The sequence below is a fragment of the Pseudomonas sp. PvP009 genome, from assembly GCF_017832995.1.
In the GTDB taxonomy this organism is placed as follows: domain Bacteria; phylum Pseudomonadota; class Gammaproteobacteria; order Pseudomonadales; family Pseudomonadaceae; genus Aquipseudomonas; species Aquipseudomonas syringae.
In genome coordinates, this window is the sequence record NZ_JAFIBG010000001.1 from 5,111,187 (window position 1) to 5,135,884 (window position 24,698).

A 24,698-nucleotide genomic window follows, 5' to 3' on the forward strand; every position below is an offset into this window, starting at 1 on the left:
TCTGCATGCAGGCGCAGGGCGCCCGAGAAAAGGTGTGCCCCCGCACAGCGGGCTGAGGGCAGCTAAAGGGCGGGATTATAGCGTAATGACCAACGATTGGCTCGACGCGCTGAAATGTCACCCAAGGCGGCCCGCCAGACGGTGTACGAAACGTCTCTTTCGCCACGCAGCATATTTATCTACGGCGTTGCTGCCCGTTGCATCTGATTAATTGAGGCCTTTAGTCACAGCCCCCAAGGCCGTCGATCAAACCTCAGCGCCTGGCGCAATGGAAAGCCTGTCATGACACATACACCACTCTCTCTGGATTTCACCCTTTCAACGCCGAGCCCTGTGCCGATGACGCCCGGCGATACCTGGCCTGACGCGTCCGCAGCGCTGAAAAGGCTCGACGAACTGCGCACCCTTCTGGCCAGGGAGCTAAACGCATTGCCCCAGGCTGGCGAAGCCTTGCTAAGCGCACTCACCGGCGCTGACGTGTCCGAGCGCGAACTGGAAATCTTCAGACTGTTGCAACAGATCGACGACTACTGGACGGACCCGGGCGAAACCGGTGAAAGCCGTCGCGACCGCCTGGTACCGGCCTTGCAACGGGCCATGCTTGACGAAGCCCGCGTCAGGGTTCACGAGCGCGATCTCGACAGTGGCTACCTGGCCTGTTTGCCCGAGTCACCCGAGCAGGCGCAAGGCCCGGCGCTCGCCTGCTCGACGCTGTGGGTACAACTGCATGATGACGAACAGATTGAAATGGCCGGTGTACTGGTGATTTCCCAGGATCAGGGGCGCACGTTATTGATGCTGCCAGGTCTCGGCATCACCGGTTTTGCCACGCAGGCCATGCTGCTCGAAACCCTTGCGCAGTGGCTCAACACGCCAACGTTGCGCGATACGCTGCTCGGCAACGCGCAACGACAGCATCAGGAGCGGCTGGCCGAGATAGTTCAGGACGCCGACCTGTACCTGGAGCCCTTCACCGCTGCCGACGTGCAACTGCAGCCCGTTACCACGGCACCGTTCAAGCACGCTTTCGACCGGCTGCTGAACAAGCAGCGCAACGACATCCGTTACGCCTGCGAACAGCCGGGCACGGCGGATCGGCTCAAGCGTCAATCGCTGATCCAGCAGGCCATCGACATGCCTGGCCTGTTCGGCCCGGCTGCCATGCTCGAGCTGCGTGAACTGAGCAACAGACGACGTCAGTACCAGCGTAACCTGCCCGAGTGGATGAAGATCGCCAGCGCGGCTGACCTGCAGACCTATGCCTTGCACCTGCAACGCTACGACGCGGCACATGCTGCGATGCTGAGCGTACTGGGCGGCGCAGCTTCCCCGGAGCAGTTTGCCGACATGCAGTTGCGCACGCGCCTGGCCAATGATCTGGGCGAGGATCTGGACCCGCGGGCCTTGACCATCGACACCCGTCGCACGCTGCCAGCGACGAGCGAGACCTACCGCGTGACGCTGCCGCTGACCAAACTGGCGCTCTATGGCCTGCATCCGGGTGACGAGACAGCAGGCTCGGACTTCCTCGACCAGACGCTCATCACCCTCGATGGACAGCCGCTGGACGCCGCCTACTCGGCCTTGACCCCGGCCTACCTTGCCGGCGTGATTGATGAGCTCAACCTGCGCGCGGTGTTTGCCACGTTTCAACGCGAGACCTATCAGCAGGAACACAATCAACAGATGCTGCGCGCACTGGCGCGGACCCGACTGACTAAGCTGGGCTGGGCGGCGAAGATGCAGGGGCATATCCAGCCCGAGGATTTTGCCATTGTCGCAGCGCTGACCAGCACGCCAGCGAGTGCGCCTGATCCCACGATGCGCGTGCAGCAGATCAAACTGAACGACTGCAACGTGATGGCCAGATTGCTGGTGTTTCGCAAGCAGGATGCTCAAGGCCAGACGCAACGGCTGATCATGTTCACCAGCGAGGCGCCCGGACACCAGTATTTCAAGGCTTTCGACACCCAAACCCAACTGCTGCATGAGGTGATTGGCTGGACCGCATCGCCCACAATGACTACCTGGCTGCTCGATCAGGTAGAGGTCACTGCGCGCCCGGAACTGGACGCGCAACTGACGGCCCTCCGCGAGAAACCCCAGCCTGCAAAGGAATTTCTGCAGTTCATCGATCACCCCGATTGCGAGACAGCATTGCGCAGTTTTACCGACGAACAGACTCGCGTATTGCTCTCCGAACAGGCCCGCCATACCCCGGACTGGTACCTGCGCGCCAGCCGCGCACAGCGCCGGGAATTACTCGCCGTTGAACACGCCATCGAGGGCGCGCTCGGCAACTATCAGGCCCAACCGCACACCAGGGTTCAGTCGTTCCAGGACTACGCACACCAGCGTGCCAGCCAGCAGATCGGCAAACTGCTGGGTGTCCCTGCCGGCACGGTAGACCCTGACCTGATCGTGATCACCAGCGAGCGCGAAACGCTGACCTACACCGACATGCTGCTCAAAGGCTACAACGACAGCATCGACCCCTTGCGCACGTCAGCAGCCACCGACGCCACGTTCAGCGGCCCGGAGGGTATCGACCTGAGCGCGCTGTCACCCGCAGCTGTTGCAGGCTCGGTGCGTGGCCAGTGGCTGGCGGACGAGTACATTGCGCTGATCAGAAACACCCTGCTGAACCGCGAAAACGATGGCTATGCCTACCGTCGCCAGTACAGCGTAATGATCACCCAACTGCAGATGAAGGCGGCTGCGCTGCGCAGCCTGCTGAAAGGTCATGTCGAGCCTGAGCAGTATGTCTGGCTCAAGCAATCACTGGATAACGCGCACCTGAGCGACTCGGCCTCACGGGAGCGTTTCCCCCTTTACCCCCTGCAAATACACGTGGATAAACCCCTGATCGCCTCGGGACTGACCGATGTCGATCAACTGGTTATCCCCAGCCCGCTGCTGACCCACATCGAAACCGTTCAGGGCTGCCTGGTCATTTTGCCGACGCAGATCCGTCACGCCGCGCTGCTCTATACGCCGCAGGCACCTGACGGTATCGAATTCCGTTTGTTCAGCGATTTCGTGAGCTCGCTGGATAGTGAAGGGATGATCGATTACTACAAGGATCGCTGCCGCATCAAGGCACGCCGCACCCTGTCGTTCTTCCTGCGGGACATGCAGAAGGGCAACGCCAACAAGCCTCCGGCCATCCCCAGGGCATTCATTTCAGACGTTGCCGATACCTGCTTCAACCGGCCGCTGGAGCGCAGGTTGCGCGATGTGGAAGAAACCAACAGCGGCCGCCACGACATGCTGGCCAAGCTGATCTGGATCAGTGTCGAAATCATTGCCACGGCCCTGACCCTGCCCTTTCCACCGGCAAGCTTTGCGGTGGGCAGTCTGGTTTCATTGCATGACAGCGGGCAGGCACTGGCAGCGCTGAGCGCAGGCGACCGGGAGCGCGCCACGAACTACATGCTGTCGGCACTGTTCAACGGCCTCGGTGCAGGCAGCGATTTGCTGGTGGGTCTGAAAGGACTGGGCGTTTTGCACCAGCTTGAGAACGGCCAGCATTCGACCCCGGTGTTGCGCTCGTTCCAGCGCCAGCCTTCCCTGCCGCGTTACGAGGACCTGTACCCGGTAGAGCTGCAAGAGCAGGTGTTTCTGCTCGGCAAGCCCAATGTGCACGGGCATGCGGCGGTGTTCCAGGCACCTCATGTCGCCTCGGCACCCCCGCTGGCAACCGGTCAGTTTGCAGCGCGCAGGGGCGATGGCGCCTGGCAGCCGCTGCTCCCGCTACCACCAGTCGCACAGCAGGCGCCATCAGGGTTGCGCATCGATCTGGCCGTCGACATTTCGCTGGAGAACCTGCCACGTATCGCCGATGGTCACGCAAAAGGCGTGCATGCAATCAATGGAAAACATTACATCCAGCTGTCAGACCGGGCCTTTGAGGTTCAGTACGACGCCTACTGGCGGTGCTGGCAAATCATCGACCCGGCCAATCTGTTCGCCTTCTTCGGCAAGCAGCCCGTTCGCCTGAATGATCAGGGCCAGTGGCTGCTCGTCGAACGGCAGCGCCTGCGCGGCGGCGGGCTGGACACTCCGGGCACTTATCGACCGCTACCAGAGGAAGCCAGCGCAAGCTCAAGCTCGCTGAACACCTTGAGCGACTATGAGATGCCGAGCGGCATGCGCGCGCACCTGGACATCGTTATCAACAAGGAGGTCTTCGATCCGACCGGTGCTGGTCTTGAAGTCTATTTCGAAACGTATTTCACCGAGGTGCGCCAGACCTTTACGGCGCGTCGGGAAAATCTCTATCAGGATGCCCAGGCCTTTTTTGCCCGATTCACGCCGCCACTCAAGCCGCCCCTGCCAACTTATAGTCTGCCCGGCAGCGTCGATACGCTCATCAAACACATCTTCAGTCACAATAACGGGCTGGTGTTCAGCGAAGCCCCGAAATCGGTGGCCAGCAAGCGTCTACTGCTGCTCAACATGCCCTTGCTCGCCGAGCAGCGTGTCGAGGTGCTGTACATCGAGCACCTGCTGACCGACAAACACCTGCGCAAGCTGGCCCGGTATCGCCAACTCGGTAAAAAAAGTCGCTCCGGCTCTCATGAACTCAAGTATTACCTGCAAGAGGCCAATCGCGGCGCCCTGAACAACGCAAGTAGCGAATTCGATTACTACCACCTGATCAAGGCAGCCCACCTCTACGGGATCGAAGTGCGCCCGTTCAGTTCGTCGATCAGCTATCCGTTTCTCGGCCACAACGTGCTGGCGGCTGCCGATGACCCGACAGCGGCCATGAAAATGAGCAACTTCTTCGGGCACAGGCTCATCAGCCACGATATCCAGCCGGCCTCTGCCAGGCGCTGGGTAGCGCTGCTCGACCAGAAGCTGGCCACGACTCACGATCAGGTGCCCGGCATCGCCGAAATGCAGGGAGCCGTCAGTGTTCACGTCAAGGACATTCCCGCCGGACGTCCGACCCGCATCAGGCAAGGCGCGGGTGGGGCGCATGAACACACACCGACGCGCTGCGACTTCAGCATAGCGTTTGCCGACCCGACGCTGCCCGCCAAGCCACTGCCCCCTGCTACCGCTCTGGATAACCTGTTGATCCGCGAGCTGGGCGATCCGGCCGCGGTTGCCGAGGGTGAGCGCTGGGCGGGCGAGTACGGGTTTGTTCTGGACGAAAACGATACCTGGCTGCGCGTCGACCCCGATGACTGGAGCGTTGACAGGCCGATGACGGCCATTCAGCAATCGCTGACCGATGCCACCTATGAAATGCCGCTGGAGACCAGAGCAACGCTGCATAACCTGGCGAACTTCGAAAAGAAGGGCCTTGATATGGAGTATTTTTTTGAAGACATCGAACTCGACACTGTACGCAATACATTCGACCTGCTGCGCAAGAATCTACAACAGGACGCTGCCCGGATCAGCTCAGCTCAACTGCCGCCTCGCCCGACGTTACCAGCCATCGCACCGCAGACAAGCACTGCCGGACTGCTAGAAACCCTGTATCGCCATACCGAAGGCCTGGTCATTGGCGAGTCACACGCTTCGGTCGCCAGCAAAAAGCTGATCATCGACAACCTGCCGTTGCTGTCACAGCAGAACATCAAAACGCTGTACATGGAGCACCTGTTGAGCGACCTGCATCAGGCAGATCTGGATCGTTTCCTCGAAACCGGGCAAATGAGTAAAACCTTGCTGCATGACCTGAAAACCCTGGACCGCGGGCATCATACCGATCCGGACGGCATCTACACCTTCGAGCGGCTGATTATCGGGGCGCGGCAGCAGGGTCTGGAAATTCGTGCCATCGATTGCGCAAGCAGTTACCACCTCAAAGGCATTGCCGAGGAACAGTCCATTACCCGCCAGCAAATGATGAATTACTTTGCCTCGCGCACGATCCGCAGGCACCAGGAGGTGATGGGCTCGCACAAGTGGATCGCGCTGGTCGGTAACAGCCATTCCAATACCTATCAGGGCGTTGTGCCTGGCGTTGCCGAACTGCAAGGCGGGATCGGCCTGCGGGTCGTCGATGTGACACCGGGGCATTCGAGGGGAATAACGCTGGATCCGGGGGAGCTCGTCTCGGGCGGCATAGCGGATGACAAGGTCTACATCAAAGCTGATTATCGAGTGGAGATGGAGGTGCTGCGGTCACAGCCGGTCAGGCCGCCAAGCATCGAAAACCGCCTTTCCAGGCCGGGAATGTTTCTGGTGCAGGAGGGTGAAGGCAATCTGCCAACCATCATTCATCGCGCACGCGACACCTGGATTCACCACACACCGGTGCTGCGCAATGCCGAAGGCAAGCTGTACATCGAACGCCTGCGCTGGCCGCGCATCCACCTCAAACCCTTCGACGACATCGATGCACTGGTGGCAGCACTCGAAGCGATGAACCTTACGCGCATTATCTGAGCATTGGCGCGAGAGTCAGCCACTACCGATGATCGTTCCCATGCTCCGCGTGGGAATGCCTTTCGTGACGCTCCGCGTCGCACAGAGGACGCGGAGCGTCCGGAACGGCATGCCAACGCGGAGCATTGGCACGAGAGTCAGCCACTACGGATGAGCGCTCCGCGCTGGCACGAGGGTCAGCCGGGCTCAGTCCGTCACAAGCTTCGGCAAGCGCTGCTCCAGCAACTGGTGCAGCGCGCTCTGCGTTGGCCAGTTGCGCATGAAGCGGGCCCGGTCTCGGGCGTAGGCCGCAGCGAATGACGACTGCGAGTTGTGCTGCTGCATGGCGTCCAGGTCGATCATTGCCCAGCGATCGACGTGCCAGAACAGGTTATGCCCCTTGAAATCACCATGGCTGATGCGCGCCTGGATAAGCTGCGCAAAAAGCCGATCCAGCGCCAGCAGTTCGACCTCTGGCGCATCACCGTTTTCCACATACGGAGCGAAGCGTTCGATGATGTCCGGCCCATCAATGAACTCGGTCACCAGCCAGGCCTTGCTGCGCAAGCCAAGAAAGCGCTTTTCCTGCACGGCCAGCGGTTTGGGTGTGGCGATATCGAGGAACATCAGCCGATTGCCTTCGCGCCACGAATGCCAGGCCCGGCTGGGGCGCCAGAAGCGCTTGAGCCAATGGCTGAAATTCTTGATGTTGTAGCGCTTGATGACCAGCGGACGACCATTGATCTCAACCCGCCCGACACTCGCCGCGCCACCGGTCTTGTACAGATGGCCCTTGTCGAGCAAGGCATCCGCCTGACTCAGCACCGGCAGCATCGCAGACTCTTCTTCGCGACGAATGGCGCGGAACACCGAAGCGCTGTCCTCGACACTGAACAGACTGCAGTCGCGCACGGTCTTGCTCATGAAGTCCTTGAGCCGCCAGCTGCGAACCTTGTCGATCTGCTTTTGCAGCGCTTCCATCGGCAAACCATGCTCGGCATTGCTCAACAGGTAATGCACCAACAGCTCTTCAGTAAACGGTTCGAAAGACCTGGGCAACTGGGCAAAGAACACGCCGAGATTTTCCAGCACTTTTTGCCGGGACAACGGCGTACCGGCCTGTTCAGCACGAATGCCGGCGCCATCGATCAGGTACAACTGCCCCTTGTGGCGCAGCAGGTTGTCCAGGTGCAGGTCTTCCTGCCACAGGCCTTTTGCGTGCTGCCGGGCAATGGCCGATAGCGCCTCACCGAGCACCGCTTGCTGCTCGTCTGCCAGCGGTGGCAGGTGCTTAACAGCAGTCCAGGCATCGCCCAGGCTGGGTGCCTGTTCCAGAAACTCGAACAACAGCCAGCCACCCTCACCGTCCTGCAAACCGTCGGCCAGCAAAAGCGGTGTGGTCAGGCCCTGTTCGGCAAGCAGCCTTACGCCGGCCAGCTCACGCTGAAAGTGTCGGGCCGCCTTGTCGCCCACCAGCAGTTTTGCCAGCACCATTCGGCCTCGCCAGACACCGGCGCCGACATAGCGCTGCCCCGGCAATACCCGCAGCAGGGTCAGCAATTGCAGTTCAGCCGATCCGGCAGCATCGGCCAGCGTCAGGCTCATCGGCAACTCGGGGGTACGTCCGGCGGTCTTGAGTTCAGACAGGCGCATCAACGGGTCTCTTTATCATCGCGGTGTTGAAGGTCTCGTTTGTGAGCGCCGCGCTTGCCCAGGCGCGCACTCCAGGCGTCGACCAGCAGGCTGTTCGGCGTGGCTTGCAGATAAGCCGCCAACAGCTCGCGCCGATCGGCCTCATTCCACATGGGCGCGCGGCGCAGCAGCGGTTCGAGGTCGCGGGCAAGGTCACGCTTGCCGAAGATCACCGGGCGGGTTTTTTCCAGGTCGATCAGTTGCGCCTGATACCCCGTACCGGCTGCCTGAAGAAAAATATGCTTGGGGTAGAAGCAGCCATGCACCTGTCCGGCGCCGTGCAGCGTGCGCGCCAGCTGGCCGCAGGCGTGCAGTATTGCCTGACGCTGAGGGGCCTCCATCTGGTTCCACTGCTGCAACAGTTCGTCAAGATCGGTCCAGCCGTCCAGCGCACGCGTCATCAGGATCGCCCGGCGTTCGCCGTCGACCTTGCGCTCGCCATAGAACACCGCCTGCAATGCCGGGATGCCCAGTTTGCGATAGCGACTGATGTTACGAAACTCGCGCGAGAACGACGGTTCGCCAAACGGGTGATGCAACGTGTGAGTCAGGTAGTTGCTCTGACGCTTGAGGTAAAACCCCTGACCGTCCAGGTCGAGGCGGAACACACTGCTCCAGCCGCCGCGCCCGGTATTGGGCTCATCGACCGCATCGAGTCGGATGTTCCAAAGCGATTCAAAATCAGCCAGGTTGTGACGCGCCAGTAAAGGCTGGTCGGCACTGGCAATAAAAACGCTCATTCACGGCCCTCGAAAAAGCTGACGATATGTCGAATACGTTTTTTGTCGGAGGCGTTCAAACGCGTTCGCTGGCGGTATTGCAGGTAGAAGCGCAGGCGCTGGGTGGCCGATAGGTGATACTTGGCGACCTTGTCCAGGCAGGCCAGATCCTTGGTGATCCGATAGCGCAGCATGAAGCTCCACCAGAATGCACCATTGGGGCAGTCGATGAAAAACAGCTTGCCCTCGTTATCGACCAACAGGTTGCGCCATTTCAAATCGTTATGTGTGAAATGGTTGTCGTGCATGATCCGGGTAAAGGCAGCCAGCTGGCGGCTGAGCGCGTCAACCCAGTGGCGATCGGCCAGTCGCGGATCCTTGCGTTGCGCAAGCGCCGACAAGTCTTCGGTGTTCGGCAAGCCACGTGTGATCAGTGCGCCGCGATCATACGCCGCGCCGTTGCGCTCCAGGCCCCAGGCCACGACTTCTGCGGTGGGGATGCCCCATTTAGCAAAGCGCTTGAGGTTCTGCCATTCGGACTTGACCCTTGGCTTGCCCATGTAGCGACGCAGACCCTTGCCCGCGCCCACGTAGCGTTTGACGTAGTAGTAAACCCCGGCGCGCTCGACGCGGATGACGTCGGACAGCGGATCGCGGGTCAACTGCTGTCCCTGCAAGGCAAATACGGCATCCAGGCTGCCAAATTCCGGTTCCAGGAACGCGTACTCGGGCTCGAGCTTCCAGCCCGCCATCAGAGTGCGTCTCCGTAGCGCACTTTACGCTGATACAACTTGTCGGCTTTTTTATCCAGCCAGGTCAGCAACGTCGCTTCCTTGAGCAGGATTTCGCGCAACGGCTTCTGGAAATAGCCCTGGAGAAAACGCAGTTTGTCGCGGCGGGTCAGGCCGATGTCCAACGCTGAAAAATACAGCGCGGCCAGGTCCTTGTTGCGCCAGCGTGGCGTGATCGCACGGCGGGTCTGGGCACGGTGCAGGTCGATGACCGAGAGTTTGAAATCGTCAGCGGTCACCGGCTTGTCGGTGTGCAGCAAAAAATGGCAGATGTAGCAGTCGCGATGATTGACGCCTGCGCGGTGCATCATGCCGACCAGGCGGGCGACTTCGGCAATGAAGGCTCTCTTCAGACGCGGCTCGGGCGGCTCGTTGCGCCAGTTGAGGCTGACGTCTTCGAGGCTGGTGGTCGGTGCCAGTTCTTCGGTGACGATGAACGAGTGCTGCGCGGCAGGGTTGCTGCCACGCTCGCCATAGGCCACGGCGGTCATGGTCGGGACGCCGACTTCATGCAGGCGCTCGATGGCGTCCCATTCCTTGCCCGCGCCGAGTACCGGCAGCTTGGCGGTCGCCAGGTTCTTGGCGATCTCGCCCCAGCCAATGCCACGGTGGATCTTGACGAAGTAACCGCGCCCATCGACCTCGGTGCGCAGTGTGCGGCGCCCTTCCAGCTCGCGGTAGACCTCACCGCTCAGGCCTTCGACCTCGACGAACGCATCGCGCCCCGCCCACAGGCTCTTGAACGGCTCAGCAAGGAACAGCTTCATCAATAGTGCTCCGCCAGAATCACATCCGCAGCGTGTTGCGGCATGCTGTAAAGGTCTGCCGTGTCGGCAAAGGTCAGGCCATTGCGCGACCACGCGCTGCGTGCGGCATCGTCCTGAAGCATCTGCGCCAGGTAGCGATTGAGCTGCGCCTGCTCGAACGGCTCATCCAGCACCCGCCCGCAATCGGCCTCGGCAATATAGTGAGCGTAACCACAGACCGCGCTGACCAGGACCGGCAAACCGGCAACCAGCGCTTCGAGCAGCACGGTCCCGGTGTTTTCGTTGTAGGCCGGATGAATCAGCAGGTCGGCGCCCAGCAGAAAACGCGGAATATCGCTGCGCCCTTTCATGAAGGTCACCTGATCACCCAGGCCGAGCGCCGAGCTCTGCAGTTGGAATACTTTGGGGTCGTCCTGCCCGATTACAAACAGTCGCGTGCGTTTCTTCAGCCCGGCGGGCAGAGCCGCGAGCGCCTTCAAGCTTCGATCCACGCCCTTGGTCTTGAAACCGGAGCCGATCTGCACCAATAACAGGTCATCGTCGGCAAGGCCGAATTCCTTGCGAAAGCCTGCACGGATGTCAGGTGCATCCGGCGGCGCGCGACGATCTTGGGAAATGCCCGGCGGCAGCAAATGGAAGCGCGACGGCGGGGTGTCGTAATGCTTGATGAACAGCGGCTGCTGCACTTCGGAAATCATCAGCACCTGGGTTTTCGAGTCCCTGGCGAACACTGCGCGCTCGTAGTCGGCAAAGTGGCGATAACGGCCCCACTTGCGATACAGCGGGCTGCGCAGGTTCTGCGCCTTGTCCTCGAAACAGCCGTCGGCGGCGTAATACACATCCAGGCCGGGCATCTTGTTGAAACCGATCAGGCGGTCCACCGGGCGTTTGGCCAGGTCTGCTTCCATCCAGGCGCTGAGCTTTTCGTTGCGCCGATGATTGAAGAACGCCTTGACCGGCGCCACCAGCACCTCGAAACCGGGAGGCACATCGCCTTCCCAGATCAGGGTATAGACGCGGATCTGATGGCCGCGCTGCTGGCACTCCAGCGCGATGCGCATGAAGTCGCGTTGCAGGCCGCCGAACGGAAAGTATTTGTAGAGTACAAAAGCCAGTTGCATCAGCCAGGTTCCTTTGCCAGCAACAGCGCGCCCAATTGGCTCGCTACTCGCTCGGGATTCAAGCGAGTGAAGCACATCGGCCACTCGCGCTTAAGGTCGAACCGGCGCTGATCGTCGGCGCTCGGTTGGTACGTGCATTTCTTTTGCAGGCACGGCGTACAGCCGGGGTAGTCGCTGGCCAGATGCACCTGCGACTTGCCGTAGGCCCCGGTCAGGCCCGGATTGGTCGGGCCGAACAGGGAAATGGTCGGCACATCCAGTGCAGCAGCCAGGTGGCCGATGCCAGTGTCTACCGCGACGCACGCCTGCGCGCTGGCCAGTACCCGCGCAACCCCTGCCAGATTGAGCTTCGGCAGCACGTGCGCACTGCTCAGACCCTCGGCAATACGCTCGGCGCGAGCTTTCTCTGCCGGATTGCCCCACGGCAACTGCACTTGCAGACCGCGCGCTGCCATCAATTCGGCCAGTTGCCGCCAGTACAGCTCGGGCCAGTGCTTGGTGTCCCAGGTCGTGCCATGCAGGAACAGCACGAACGGGGCCTGCAAACTGTCATCCAGGGTCGCCAGTGGCTTGAGACCGTAATCGCCCATGCCGGACGGCTGTGGATAACCCAACGCCTGAGCGAACAGCTGACGCAGCCGCTCGACCGCATGCTGCCCGCGCGCCACTGGAAAAGCGCGATCATAAAAGCGACTGGCAACCGGCTCGCGTGCCGAATCGCGGTCCAGACCGGCCACCGGCGCATCGACATAGCGTGTCAGCCAGGCACTTTTGAACAGGCCCTGCGCATCGATCACCAGATCATAACGCTGTTCGCGCACCTGCTGTTTGAAGCGCCGCCATTCCCCGGACCTGAAGGTCTGCCAGAGGTGCTTGCGCCAGCGACGAATCGCCACCGGGATGACCCTGTCGACCGCCGGATGCCAGGCGGGAATTTCCGCGAAGCCTTCCTCGACCACCCAGTCGAAGCGAATGCCGGGCAGCGCGCGCGCCGCATCGGTCAGCGCGGGCAAGGCATGGATCACGTCACCCAGTGAAGACGTCTTGATCAGCAGTACCCGCAAAATCAGGCAACCTCCACCGGCGTGCTACTCAGGCGGCTGAGCGCCTGAATCACGGCGTCCGGCTCAAGCAGACGCATGCAGTTGTAATGGCCGAAACGGCAGGTGCGCTCGAAGCACGGGCTGCACTCGATGCCGAGTCGCACCACCTCGATCTCGTCGGCCAGCGGCGGCGTGAAGCCCGGCGAGGTCGAGCCGTAGACAGCCACCAGCGGACGGTTCAACGCTGCGGCCACGTGCATCAGGCCGGAATCGTTGGACACCACAGCGTCGGCGCACGACAGCAGGTCAATGGCTTCGGCCAGCGAGGTCTCGCCACTGAGGTTGACGGACTCCTCACGCAGGCCGGGAATCAGTTCCTGGCGAATGCTCTCACCGACCGGGTGATCCTTTTTCGAGCCGAACAGCCAGACCTGCCAGCCTTCGCGAATGCTCGCGTCGGCAACCTGTGCGTAATGTTCGGCGGGCCAGCGCTTGGACTCGCCGAACTCCGCGCCGGGGCACAGCGCCAGTACCGGGCGATCCAGCGTGAGGCCGAATTTGCTCAGTGCGGCATCGCGCGTGGTCGGGTCGATGCGCAGGCTCGGTTGCGGGTAAGGACGCGGCAACTCGGCGCCCTTGTCGAAGGCCAGGGCCATGAAACGCTCGATCATCAGCGGGTAACGCTGCTTGTCGAGGGTTCGTACGTCGTTGAGCAGGCCGTAGCGAAACTCCCCGCGCCAGCCGGTGCGCTTCGGGATACCGGCAAAAAACGGCACCAGCGCCGATTTCAGCGAATTGGGCAGCAGGATAGCCTGATCGTATTGGCCAGCCAGAGATTTGCCGATCCGGCGACGGGTCGCCAGTTCCAGGGCACCGTGACCCAGCGGAAAACTGAGCGCAGCACGAACCTGCGGCATGCGCTCCAGTATCGGACGGCTCCATTCAGGGGCCAGCACGTCGATTTCGCACTCGGGATGACGCTGTTTCAGACACTGGAACAGCGTTTGTGCCATCACCATGTCACCGACCCAGCTAGGCCCAACGATCAGAATTTTCATGTTCTATCCAAAAACGACCAGAAACGATCAGGGAGGCCGATCAGACTGCGTGACGTTCCCACACAACCTGTCGCCTCCCTGTCATAGCTTTATAGAGTGTTGCAGCGGAATGTGGCGTTGCCGTGAGGCTCAGCTCAACCCCATCTGCGTCCAGATCCGCATCACCTCACGCCGCTGGGCATGAAACTGATCGCCGCTGACCACGCCCGCCTGCTTCTGCAAGGCCTGTCGATGTGCCGCCGAGCGATACGCCTTATAGGCTTCGCGCAGCAGGCCGGCATCCGTATCCGGCAGCAGCCCGGCCTCTTCCAGCCCTTCGAGAATCCGGATGTTGTCGGTGTATTGCAGCAGCGCGGGATGCTCTCTGGACCACGCCAAGGCGGCGTATTGCACCATAAATTCGATATCGACGATACCTCCGGCGTCCTGCTTGAGGTCGAATGGCACCGCCGCCTCGAAGGCATTGGCCGCCCTGCCGGCCGCTGTCGCGCGGGTCCCGAGGTTGTCACGCATCTTGGCGCGCATTTCGCTGACTTCGGCGCGCAGCTTGTCCAGATCGCGTTCGCGCCCCAGCACATCGGCACGGACCTTCTCGAATTGCTCGCCGACATCCCGGCTGCCGGTCATGACCCGCGCACGGACCAGTGCCTGATGCTCCCAGGTCCAGGCTTCATTGGCCTGATAACGGGCGAAAGCGCCCAGAGAGCTGACCAAAAGGCCAGACGCCCCCGAAGGCCGCAGGCGCATGTCGACGTCATACAGCTGACCGGAGTTGGTTTGTGTGGTCAGCAAATGGATCACCCGCTGCCCCAGCCGGGTGAAGAACTGCGCAGTGTCGATCGGTTTGGCACCGTCGGTCTCGGCCTCCAGATCGCCATCATGAATGAACACCAGATCCAGATCGGAGCCGTGCCCCAGCTCGATACCGCCGACCTTGCCGTAGCCGACGATCACGAAGCCCGGATCGCACAACGTGCCGTCCGGACGCAAAGGCGTACCGTGGCGGGCCACGCTGTAGCGCCAGGCCAGCGCGAGCACCTGATCGAGAATCGCCTCGGCCAGCCAGGTCAGGTAATCACTGACTTTCATCAACGGCAGGCTGCCGGATATCTCGGACGCCGCGACGCGCAGGCTGTGCGCCAGCTTGAAATGCCGCAGGGCCTCCATCTGTTGCTCGAGATCGTCCTCGGGGATACGAATCAGCCGCTCGCGCAGCTCGGCCGCCAGTTCCGGGGCCAGCGGAGGATTGAACAGGCGCCCCTCGTTAAGCAACTCATCGAGCAGCAACGGGAAACGCGCGATCTGTTCGGCAATCCACGGGCTGGCGGCACACAGGGTCAGCAGCTGTCGCAGCGCGTCGGGGTTTTCCGTGAGCAGCACCAGGTACGCCGAGCGACGCGCGACGGCCTCGACCAAGGGCAGCACGCGCTCCAATACGAGGTCGGGCTTCTCATGTTCCACCGCCTGAGCCAGCAGACGGGGGATGAATGCGTCCAGCCGCTCACGGCTCAGACGCTGCATCGAACGCAGGTTTGGACTGCTGCGCAGGTTGGCCAGATGTTTCAGCGCCCTTTCGGCATCGACGAAGCCGGCCTGCAACAGTTGGCGACCCGCGGCTTCTTCGTCCTGGGACTCTTCCCACAGCGGCAGCCATTCGCCTCCCACCACCACTTCGTCATCTTCATCTTGCTCGTCGTCCGGATCGGCGTCGGGGTCAGCAATGACCTGGCGGAAGTGCCAGGCCACACGGCCACGCCAGTACATCAGCCTTTCGTGAAAGGCAGCCCAGTCAGCGAAGCCCATGATCAGCGCAACGCGCGCCTGATCCTGTTCGTTATCCGGCAGCATCTGCGTCTGACGGTCGGCAATCGCCTGAATGGCGTGCTCGGTATAACGCAGAAACTCGTAGCCCTCGCGCAGCTCTTCGGTCACGGCCGAGGGCAGATAACCCTGCCCCTCGAGGGTTTTCAGCACTTTGAACAGCGGCCGCTGCTGCAGACTCAGGTCGCGGCCGCCGTGAATCAGTTGAAAGGCCTGGGCGATGAACTCCACCTCGCGAATGCCGCCGGCACCCAGCTTGATGTTTTCCGCCATGCCCTTGCGCTTCACTTCCTGCTGAATGAGCTGCTTCATGGTGCGCAGCGCTTCGATGGCCGAGAAGTCCAGATAGCGGCGATACACGAACGGACGCAGCATCGCCAGCAATTCGGCACCGGCCGCCTGATCGCCCCCGACCACGCGCGCCTTGATCATCGCGTAACGTTCCCAGTCCCGGCCCTGGTCCTGGTAATACTGCTCCAGCGCATTGAAGCTGAGCACCAGTGCCCCGGAAGAACCGTAAGGGCGCAGGCGCATGTCGACCCGGAACACGAAACCGTCGACGGTCACCGGGTCGAGCGCCTTGATCAGCCGCTGGCCCAGGCGAATGAAAAATTCCTGATTGTCCAGCGCACGCTTGGTGCCGACGGTTTCGCCGCCCTCCGGGTAGCCGAAGATCAGGTCAATGTCCGAGGACAGGTTCAGTTCGACCGCGCCAAGCTTGCCCATGCCCAGAATGACCATGTGCTGCGGCTTTCCGGAATGACGACCGGTCGGGGTGCCGAACTGCTGGCAATGCCGGGGGTACAACCATTGGTAAGCCAGATCGATCGACGCATCGGCCATGTCCGACAGGTCACGGCAGGTTTCGATGAGGTTCGCCTGACGGGTCAGGTCGCGCCAGATAATCCGTACTTGCTGGCGTGCGCGCTGTCGACGTAGATTACGCCCCAGTTCATCCTCGCTGGCGGCGCTCGACAGCGCGTCGGCAAGCTGACCGCGCAATTGGCCGGCAGAGAAGCTACGCTCCAGCTCGCCCGAATCGGCCAGCTGCAGAAGCATCTGCGGATCACGGCAGACTTGTTCGGTTACAAAATCACTGGCGGCGCAGACCCGGTCGAAGGCTGCCTGTCGCGCCTCGGGCCAAGCGTTGAAAGAAGCCCGCGCGTCCTCGGACAGGGCAGTCAGCGCAGCCTGAAACATCTGGCGGGCGCGGCTGATCGATGGCAGTAGAATGGCCGGAAATTCGGCCAGTAAAGGTAGGCTCATGGTCTATCCTTGATCGGCGTGCAGACGCCCGTCCGTCGTTACGGCGAGACGCGTCTGCCAGCACCGCTTGTCGAACAAAGGTTATAAATTGCTGGAAAAATCAAATTAGAAGCATAAAAATCCGCTTTTTACCTGCAAGATATTCAATAGCGATCAACAGTAACGTTTTAAGCTACACGACAACAGGAGCGATTGAGTCGCTTCTCTGTAGTTTTACTACTGGGTCCGATACTCGGAGGGCTGAAATCGTCGTCGATTTGTAGTAAAACTACACGCCGCCGGATCCCACCCTCCGGAAATCCAAGAATTTATGTCGTCTGCCCACAAGGCCAGTCGCAAACTCAGGCAACCGATTCTGGAAGCCTTTCCGCCCTGGAGCAAGCCATGCAAGACCTCGATCCCGTCGAAACCCAGGAATGGCTGGACGCCCTGGAATCGGTTCTCGACAAAGAAGGCGAAGACCGCGCTCACTACCTGATGACCCGTTTGGGCGAGCTGGCCACCCGTAGTGGTTCGCAGCTGCCGTACGCCATCACCACGCCATATCGCAACACCATTCCTGTCACCCACGAAGCACGCATGCCTGGCGACCTGTTCATGGAACGCCGCATTCGCTCGCTGGTGCGCTGGAACGCATTGGCCATGGTTGTCAAAACCAACATCGGCGACCCGGATCTGGGCGGCCACATCTCCAGCTTCGCCTCCAGCGCCACGCTGTACGACATCGGCTTCAACTATTTCTTCCAGGCCCCGACCGACGAACACGGCGGCGACCTGATCTACTTCCAGGGGCATGCATCGCCAGGCGTTTACGCCCGTGCATTCATGGAAGGCCGCATCACCGAAGAGCAAATGACCAACTTCCGTCAGGAAGTCGACGGCAATGGCCTGTCGTCTTACCCACACCCGTGGCTGATGAAAGATTTCTGGCAGTTCCCGACTGTATCGATGGGCCTTGGCCCGATCCAGGCAATCTACCAGGCGCGCTTCATGAAGTACCTGGAGCACCGCGGTTACATCCCGGAAGGCAAGCAGAAAGTCTGGTGCTTCCTGGGTGACGGCGAGACCGACGAGCCGGAATCCCTGGGCGCCATTGCCCTGGCCGGTCGCGAGAAGCTCGACAACCTGATCTTCGTCGTCAACTGCAATCTGCAGCGCCTCGACGGTCCGGTTCGCGGCAACGCCAAGATCATCCAGGAACTCGAAGGCGTGTTCCGTGGCGCCCAATGGAACGTCACCAAAGTCATCTGGGGCCGTTTCTGGGACCCACTGCTGGCCAAGGACGTCGACGGTATCCTGCAACGTCGTATGGACGAAGTCATCGACGGCGAATACCAGAACTACAAGGCCAAGGACGGCGCGTTCGTCCGCGAGCACTTCTTCAACTCGCCTGAACTCAAGGCCATGGTTGCCGATCTGTCCGACGACGAGATCTGGAAACTCAACCGTGGCGGCCACGACCCGTACAAGGTCTATGCGGCCTATCACGAAGCCGTCAACCACAAGGGTCAACCGACCGTGGTTCTGGCCAAGACCATCAAGGGTTATGGCACCGGCGCCGGCGAAGCGAAAAACACTGCGCACAACACCAAAAAGGTCGATGTCGACAGCCTGCGTCACTTCCGTGACCGTTTCGACATCCCGGTCAAGGACTCCGAACTCGAAGCCCTGCCGTTCTACAAGCCGGAAGAAGGCAGCGCCGAAGCCCGTTACCTGAGCGAGCGTCGTGCTGCGCTGGGTGGTTTCGTACCGCAGCGTCGTGCGCAGAGCTTCAGCCTGCCGACCCCGCCACTCGAAACCCTCAAGGCCATCCTGGATGGCTCGGGCGATCGCGAAATCTCCACCACCATGGCCTTCGTGCGCATCCTGACGCAACTGGTCAAGGACAAGGAAATCGGTCAGCGCATCGTGCCGATCATCCCGGACGAAGCGCGTACCTTCGGTATGGAAGGCATGTTCCGCCAGCTGGGCATCTACTCATCGGTCGGCCAGCTCTACGAGCCAGTCGATAAAGAACAAGTGATGTTCTATCGCGAAGACAAGAAAGGCCAGATCCTCGAAGAAGGCATCAACGAAGCGGGCGCCATGTCCTCCTTCATCGCTGCCGGTACTTCGTATTCCAGCCACAACCAGCCGATGATTCCGTTCTACATCTTCTACTCGATGTTCGGTTTCCAGCGTATTGGCGACCTGGCCTGGGCCGCTGGCGACAGCCGCACCCGTGGCTTCCTGGTTGGCGGCACCGCCGGCCGTACCACGCTGAACGGTGAAGGCCTGCAGCACGAAGACGGTCACAGCCACATCCTGGCATCGACCATCCCGAACTGCCGCACCTTCGACCCGACTTACGGTTACGAACTGGCAGTGATCATCCAGGACGGCATGCGCCGGATGTTCGAAGAGCAGCAGGACGTTTTCTACTACCTGACCGTGATGAACGAGTCCTACGCCCAGCCAGCCATGCCGGCCGGTGTGGAAGAAGGCATCGTCAAGGGCATGTACCTGCTCGAAGAAGACACCAAGGAAGCGGCGCACCACGTCCAGTTGCTGGGCTCGGGCACCATCCTGCGTGAAGTTCGCGAAGCGGCGAAGATTCTCCGTGACGAGTTCAACATCGGTGCCGACGTGTGGAGCGTCACCAGCTTCAACGAGCTGCGTCGCGACGGTCTGGCTGCAGAGCGCAACAACCGCCTGCACCCTGGCCAGAAGCCGCAACTGAGCTATGTCGAGGAATGCCTGAACGGTCGCAAAGGTCCGGTCATCGCATCCACGGATTACATGAAGCTGTTCGCTGATCAGATTCGTCAGTGGGTTCCAACCAAGGAATACAAAGTCCTGGGCACCGACGGTTTCGGCCGTAGCGACAGCCGCAAGAAGCTGCGTCACTTCTTTGAAGTCGATCGTCACTTCGTGGTGCTGGCAGCCCTGGAAGCCTTGGCTGATCGTGGCGATATCGAACCTAAAGTCGTGGCTGAAGCCATCGCCAAGTTCGGCATCGATCCTGAAAAACGCAATCCACTGGACTGCTAAGAGTCTGCTTCAAGAGCGCTGATCAGAGCGTAAACAGCCGAGGATGCGGAATTTACTCGACGTAAATGAGCATCCAACGCTGTTTCGTTGTAACTGAACCAGCGTATTCGTGAGTGAACAGGTTCTCCTAAGGAGAGACATAGTGAGTGAGTTAATTCGTGTACCCGACATCGGCAACGGTGAAGGCGAAGTCATTGAATTGATGGTCAAGGTCGGTGATCGCATCGAAGCCGACCAGAGCGTTCTGACGCTTGAGTCGGACAAGGCGAGCATGGAAATCCCTGCGCCCAAGGCTGGCGTCATCAAGACCATGAAGGTCAAGCTGGGCGACCGCCTGAAAGAAGGCGACGAGCTGTTCGAACTGGAAGTGGAAGGCGAAGCGGCTGCGGCCCCGGCGCCTGCTGCCGAACCTGCCGCAGCCCCTGCTGCTGCGGAAAAGCCGGCTGAAGCGGCACCTGCACCTGCGGCCGCCGCCGAGCCTGCTCCGGCAGCCAGCGCCAGCGTTCAGGACATCCACGTGCCGGACATCGGCTCGTCGGGCAAGGCCAAGATCATCGAACTGATGGTCAAGGTTGGTGACAGCATCCAGGCCGATCAGTCGCTGATCACCCTGGAATCCGACAAGGCCAGCATGGAGATCCCTTCTCCGGCAGCAGGCGTTGTCGAGAGCATCGAAGTCAAGCTGGACCAGGAAGTCGGTACCGGCGATCTGATTCTGAAACTGAAAGTCGAAGGCGCCGCGCCTGCCGCAGCTCCGGCCCATGCCGCCAGCGCACCCGCTGCTGCCCCGGCCAAGGCTGAGGCCGCAGCTCCTGCTCCCAAGGCAGAGGCAGCACCTGCGCCGGCCGCTCCAGCGGCTCCGGCAAAAGACGGTACCAAGGTTCATGCAGGCCCGGCCGTTCGTCAGTTGGCTCGCGAATTCGGCGTCGAGCTGAGCGCAGTCAGCGCCACCGGCCCGCACGGCCGCGTGCTGAAAGAAGACGTTCAGGCTTACGTCAAAACCATGATGCAGAAGGCCAAGGAAGCTCCAGCAGGCGGCGCAAGCGGCGGCTCGGGCATCCCGCCGATTCCGGAAGTCGATTTCAGCCGTTTCGGCGAGATCGAAGAAGTACCGATGACGCGACTGATGCAACTCGGCGCTTCCGGTCTGCACCGCAGCTGGCTGAACATTCCTCACGTCACGCAATTCGACCAGGCCGACATTACCGACCTGGAAGCTTTCCGTGTGGCGCAGAAAGGCGCTGCCGAGAAGGCTGGCGTCAAGCTGACCGTTCTGCCGCTGCTGCTCAAATCCTGCGCCCACCTGCTCAAGGAGCTGCCGGACTTCAACGCATCGCTGGCACCTAGCGGCAAGGCAGTGATTCGCAAGAAGTACGTGCACATCGGCTTTGCCGTGGACACCCCGGACGGCCTGCTGGTCCCGGTCATCCGCGACGTCGACCAGAAGAGCCTGTTGCAACTGGCTGCCGAAGCCGCCGCACTGGCGGAAAAGGCGCGCAACAAGAAACTGACTGCGAACGACATGCAGGGCGCGTGCTTCACCATCTCCAGCCTCGGCCACATTGGCGGCACCGGCTTCACGCCGATCGTCAACGCGCCGGAAGTGGCGATCCTCGGTGTGTCCAAGGCAACCATCCAGCCCGTCTGGGACGGTAAAGCCTTCCAGCCGAAACTGATGCTGCCGCTGTCGCTGTCCTACGATCACCGCGTGATCAACGGCGCAGCTGCTGCCCGCTTCACCAAGCGCTTGAGCGAATTGCTGGCGGATATCCGCACAATCCTGCTGTAAGCCCTGCAGGCCCGTCCCCGGACGGGCCTTGCTGTACACCTTTGCGAGCTGCCACGCTCGAACCTCAACCCCGCCCTCCAGCGGGGATTTTTTTGCCCTGGATATCGCGCCCATGCTCCGCGCTCATTGTTGGATCCTGTGTGACCGGGGCGGCGATCCGCATTGCTCAAGAAGACCATGGTCCAGACGCCCCATCTTCTGGGGCTGTACGGGCCCCTTCGCGAGCAAGCTCGTTCCCACGCCCTTTATCGCGGTGCCAGGTCTGACTGGCGGGTGATACACTACGCGACATTTTTGTTTTGCAGGTTCACCGTCGTGACTAACACCGCTTTCAATTCTCTGCCTCTGTCCGCTGCCATGCTGGCTAACCTGGAGTCGCTTGGTTATGCCGAAATGACACCGATTCAGGCGCAGAGCCTGCCGGTGATCCTCAAGGGCATGGACCTGATCGCGCAAGCCAAGACCGGCAGCGGCAAGACCGCTGCGTTCGGCATCGGCCTGCTCAACCCGATCAACCCGCGTTTCTTCGGTTGCCAGGCACTGGTCATGTGCCCGACCCGCGAACTGGCGGACCAGGTGGCCAAGGAAATCCGCCGCCTGGCGCGCTCCGAGGACAACATCAAGGTCCTGACCCTGTGTGGCGGCGTTTCGTTCGGCCCGCAGATCGGCTCGCTGGAGCATGGCGCGCACATCATCGTCGGTACTCCGGGTCGCATACAGCAGCATTTGCGCAAGGGCTCGCTGGTCCTGGACGGCCTGAACACGCTGATTCTCGATGAAGCCGATCGCATGCTGGACATGGGTTTCTACGACGCCATCGCCGACATCATCGAGCAGACCCCGCAGCGCCGTCAGACCCTGCTGTTCTCGGCGACCTACCCGGTTGGCATCAAGCAGTTGTCCTCGAAATTCATGCGTGATCCACAGACCGTAAAAGTCGAGGCACTGCACGCCGACAGCCAGATCGAGCAGATTTTCTACGAGATCTCCCCGGAGCAGCGCCTGGAAGCCGTGGTCAAGGTACTCGGCCATTTCCGTCCTGCCTCCTGCGTGGCGTTCTGCTTCACCAAGCAGCAGGTGCAGGAAGTGGTCGATCACCTGACCGCCAAGGGCATGTCTGCCGTCGGCCTGCATGGCGATCTGGAACAGCGTGACCGTGATCAAGTGCTGGCGATGTTCGCCAACCGCAGCACTTCGGTGTTGGTCGCCACTGATGTGGCCGCGCGCGGTCTGGATATCGACGCGCTGGACATGGTGATCAACGTCGAGCTGGCGCGTGATTCGGAAATCCACATCCACCGTGTCGGCCGTACCGGTCGTGCAGGCGAGAAAGGCATCGCGGTCAGCCTGGTGGCCCCGTCGGAAAGCCAGCGCGCCCGTGCCATCGAAGAGTTGCAGAAAGCGCCGTTGAACTGGCAGCAATACGACAGACTGAGCATCAAGGAAGGCGGCAAGCTGCTGCCCGCCATGACCACCCTGTGCATCGGCTCGGGCCGCAAGGACAAGCTGCGTCCAGGCGACATCCTCGGCGCATTGACCGGCGAGGCAGGCATTCCGGGCACTCAGGTCGGCAAGATCGCGATTTTCGACTTCCAGGCCTACGTTGCCGTCGAGCGCAGCATGGCCAAACAGGCCCTGGAACGTTTGAACAATGGCAAGATCAAGGGCAAGTCGTTGCGCGTGCGGATTTTGTAAAGTTTATCGTTGACCCTGATAGTCCCTACACGCCGCGCCGAGCGTCATATACAGGCCCCGAAGGTCCTGAAAACGCGGTTTTCAGGCTTCTGCCCGCAGGGCGTAGGAGCGAACTTGTTCGCGAAGACGGTAGTTCAGACGATAAATCTTCGGAGAACCTACCGGCCCTTTCGCGAACACGTTCGCTCCCACGGCCTTCGGCTAGAATCAAAAACAGGCTTGTGCATAGCTTGGCGCGGAGCATGGGAACGATCGTGACCTGAAGATCGAGGAACCACGCTGTGCCCGTTACTGACGTTGTAATCATTGGCGCCGGCGCTGCCGGTCTGATGTGTGCGTTCACCGCTGCCGCTCGCGGGCGCAAGGTGATGTTGATCGACCACGCCAACAAACCCGGCAAGAAGATCCTGATGTCCGGTGGCGGGCGGTGCAACTTCACCAATATGTACACCGAACCGGCCAACTTCCTGTCGCAGAACCCGCATTTCTGCAAATCGGCCCTGGCCCGCTACACCCAATGGGATTTCATCGCGATGGTCGCCAAACATGGCGTGCCTTATCACGAGAAAAAGCTCGGCCAACTGTTTTGCGACAACAAGTCCAGCGACATTCTGGAAATGCTTCTGGAAGAGTGCCGCCAGGCCGGTGTCAGCCTGCACATGGACACCTCCGTGCAGCAGATCGAAAAAACCGACGCCGGCTACAGCCTGCAGACCACGCTGGGCACCCTGAACTGCCAGTCGCTGGTGATTGCCACGGGCGGGCTGTCGATTCCGACGCTGGGCGCCACCGGCTTTGGCTATCAGGTCGGCAAGCAGTTCGGCCACACGCTGCTGCCGACCCGCGCCGGGCTGGTGCCGTTCACCATCACCGATCAGCTCAAGGAGCTGTGCACCGAACTGTCAGGCACCTCGGTGGATTGTCTGGTGAGCTGCAACGACACCAGCTTCCGCGAAAACATCCTGTTCACCCACCGCGGCCTCAGTGGCCCGGCGATCCTGCAGATCTCCTCGTTCTGGCAGCCCGGTGACACCGTGGAGATCAACCTGCTGCCCGATCATGACGTGCCCGCCTGGCTCAACCAGCAGCAGGCCGAGCGCCCCAACAGTGAACTGAAAACCCTGCTGGGCGAGATGTTCACCAAGAAGATGGCCAACCTGATCGCCGAACACTGGTTCGTTTCCAAACCGATGAAGCAGTACACCCACGCCGAACTGGCCGAAATCGCCGAAAAGCTGGCGAGCTGGCAGGTGGTCCCGGCGGGCACCGAGGGTTATCGCACGGCCGAAGTGACGCTGGGCGGTATCGACACCCGCGAAGTGTCGTCCAAGACCATGGAATCGCTGAAATCCCCTGGCCTATATTTCGTGGGCGAAGTGCTGGACGTGAGCGGTCATCTGGGCGGCTTCAACTTTCAGTGGGCGTGGGCCTCGGCCTATGCTGCCGCACACTACGTGTGACGTAGTCGCTGATACGCAACATCACCACACTACAAACCGGTATAAATTTTGCGCGGCGG

The 24,698-nt window shown here is 61.1% G+C and carries 13 protein-coding genes; 5 read left to right on the plus strand and 8 right to left on the minus strand.

What is annotated here, in order from left to right; genetic code table 11:
- The first annotated feature begins 282 nt into the window (after nucleotides 1-282).
- A complete protein-coding gene (locus JOE29_RS21990; RefSeq protein ID WP_210079861.1) occupies nucleotides 283-6,408 on the plus strand; it encodes a membrane-targeted effector domain-containing toxin in 6,126 nt (2,041 codons plus the stop codon).
- Nucleotides 6,409-6,594: 186 nt separating this feature from the next.
- Here JOE29_RS21990 and JOE29_RS21995 read toward each other — a convergent pair whose 3' ends face one another.
- From JOE29_RS21995 to glnE, 8 genes are all read right to left on the minus strand, one after another.
- Nucleotides 6,595-8,040 carry a lipopolysaccharide kinase InaA family protein gene (locus JOE29_RS21995; RefSeq protein ID WP_210079862.1) on the minus strand — a complete coding sequence of 482 codons (1,446 nt, stop codon included), beginning with the start codon at nucleotides 8,038-8,040 and terminating at the stop codon, nucleotides 6,595-6,597.
- Complete coding sequence (locus JOE29_RS22000; protein ID WP_003318178.1) at nucleotides 8,040-8,819, minus strand: lipopolysaccharide kinase InaA family protein; 780 nt, start codon at nucleotides 8,817-8,819, stop codon at nucleotides 8,040-8,042. Before JOE29_RS22000 ends, JOE29_RS21995 begins: the two co-directional genes overlap by 1 nt.
- Nucleotides 8,816-9,550, minus strand: coding sequence for a lipopolysaccharide kinase InaA family protein (locus JOE29_RS22005; protein ID WP_003346826.1), 735 nt, complete (start codon nucleotides 9,548-9,550; stop codon nucleotides 8,816-8,818). Before JOE29_RS22005 ends, JOE29_RS22000 begins: the two co-directional genes overlap by 4 nt.
- Nucleotides 9,550-10,356 carry a lipopolysaccharide core heptose(I) kinase RfaP gene (gene rfaP / locus JOE29_RS22010; protein WP_003392144.1) on the minus strand — a complete coding sequence of 269 codons (807 nt, stop codon included), beginning with the start codon at nucleotides 10,354-10,356 and terminating at the stop codon, nucleotides 9,550-9,552. The genes JOE29_RS22005 and rfaP overlap by 1 nt, the downstream gene beginning before the upstream one ends.
- Entirely contained in the window at nucleotides 10,356-11,477 is a 1,122-nt protein-coding gene (locus tag JOE29_RS22015) for a glycosyltransferase family 4 protein (RefSeq protein ID WP_210079863.1), read from the minus strand. Before JOE29_RS22015 ends, rfaP begins: the two co-directional genes overlap by 1 nt.
- Nucleotides 11,477-12,541: a lipopolysaccharide heptosyltransferase I gene (gene waaC / locus JOE29_RS22020; RefSeq protein WP_003318175.1), complete on the minus strand. Its 1,065-nt coding sequence runs from the start codon at nucleotides 12,539-12,541 to the stop codon at nucleotides 11,477-11,479. Before waaC ends, JOE29_RS22015 begins: the two co-directional genes overlap by 1 nt.
- A gap of 2 nt (nucleotides 12,542-12,543) precedes the next feature.
- Nucleotides 12,544-13,578: a lipopolysaccharide heptosyltransferase II gene (waaF, locus tag JOE29_RS22025; RefSeq protein ID WP_210079864.1), complete on the minus strand. Its 1,035-nt coding sequence runs from the start codon at nucleotides 13,576-13,578 to the stop codon at nucleotides 12,544-12,546.
- Between the two features lie 129 nt (nucleotides 13,579-13,707).
- On the minus strand, nucleotides 13,708-16,665 hold the full coding sequence (gene glnE / locus JOE29_RS22030; protein WP_116827012.1) for a bifunctional [glutamate--ammonia ligase]-adenylyl-L-tyrosine phosphorylase/[glutamate--ammonia-ligase] adenylyltransferase: 2,958 nt from the start codon (nucleotides 16,663-16,665) through the stop codon (nucleotides 13,708-13,710).
- A gap of 384 nt (nucleotides 16,666-17,049) precedes the next feature.
- On the opposite strand from glnE, the gene aceE reads away from it, so the two are divergent.
- The 4 genes from aceE (at nucleotide 17,050) to JOE29_RS22050 (ending at nucleotide 24,639) form a co-directional block, all read left to right on the plus strand.
- Nucleotides 17,050-19,695 (plus strand): pyruvate dehydrogenase (acetyl-transferring), homodimeric type, encoded by a 2,646-nt coding sequence (gene aceE, locus JOE29_RS22035; protein WP_003392156.1) that lies wholly within the window; start codon nucleotides 17,050-17,052, stop codon nucleotides 19,693-19,695.
- 142 nt (nucleotides 19,696-19,837) lie between these two features.
- On the plus strand, nucleotides 19,838-21,484 hold the full coding sequence (gene aceF / locus JOE29_RS22040) for a dihydrolipoyllysine-residue acetyltransferase (RefSeq protein WP_137983906.1): 1,647 nt from the start codon (nucleotides 19,838-19,840) through the stop codon (nucleotides 21,482-21,484).
- 315 nt (nucleotides 21,485-21,799) lie between these two features.
- Complete coding sequence (dbpA, locus tag JOE29_RS22045) at nucleotides 21,800-23,179, plus strand: ATP-dependent RNA helicase DbpA (RefSeq protein WP_004409408.1); 1,380 nt, start codon at nucleotides 21,800-21,802, stop codon at nucleotides 23,177-23,179.
- A 281-nt stretch (nucleotides 23,180-23,460) separates the two neighbouring features.
- Entirely contained in the window at nucleotides 23,461-24,639 is a 1,179-nt protein-coding gene (locus JOE29_RS22050) for an NAD(P)/FAD-dependent oxidoreductase (RefSeq protein ID WP_058444657.1), read from the plus strand.
- The last annotated feature ends 59 nt before the right edge of the window (nucleotides 24,640-24,698 follow it).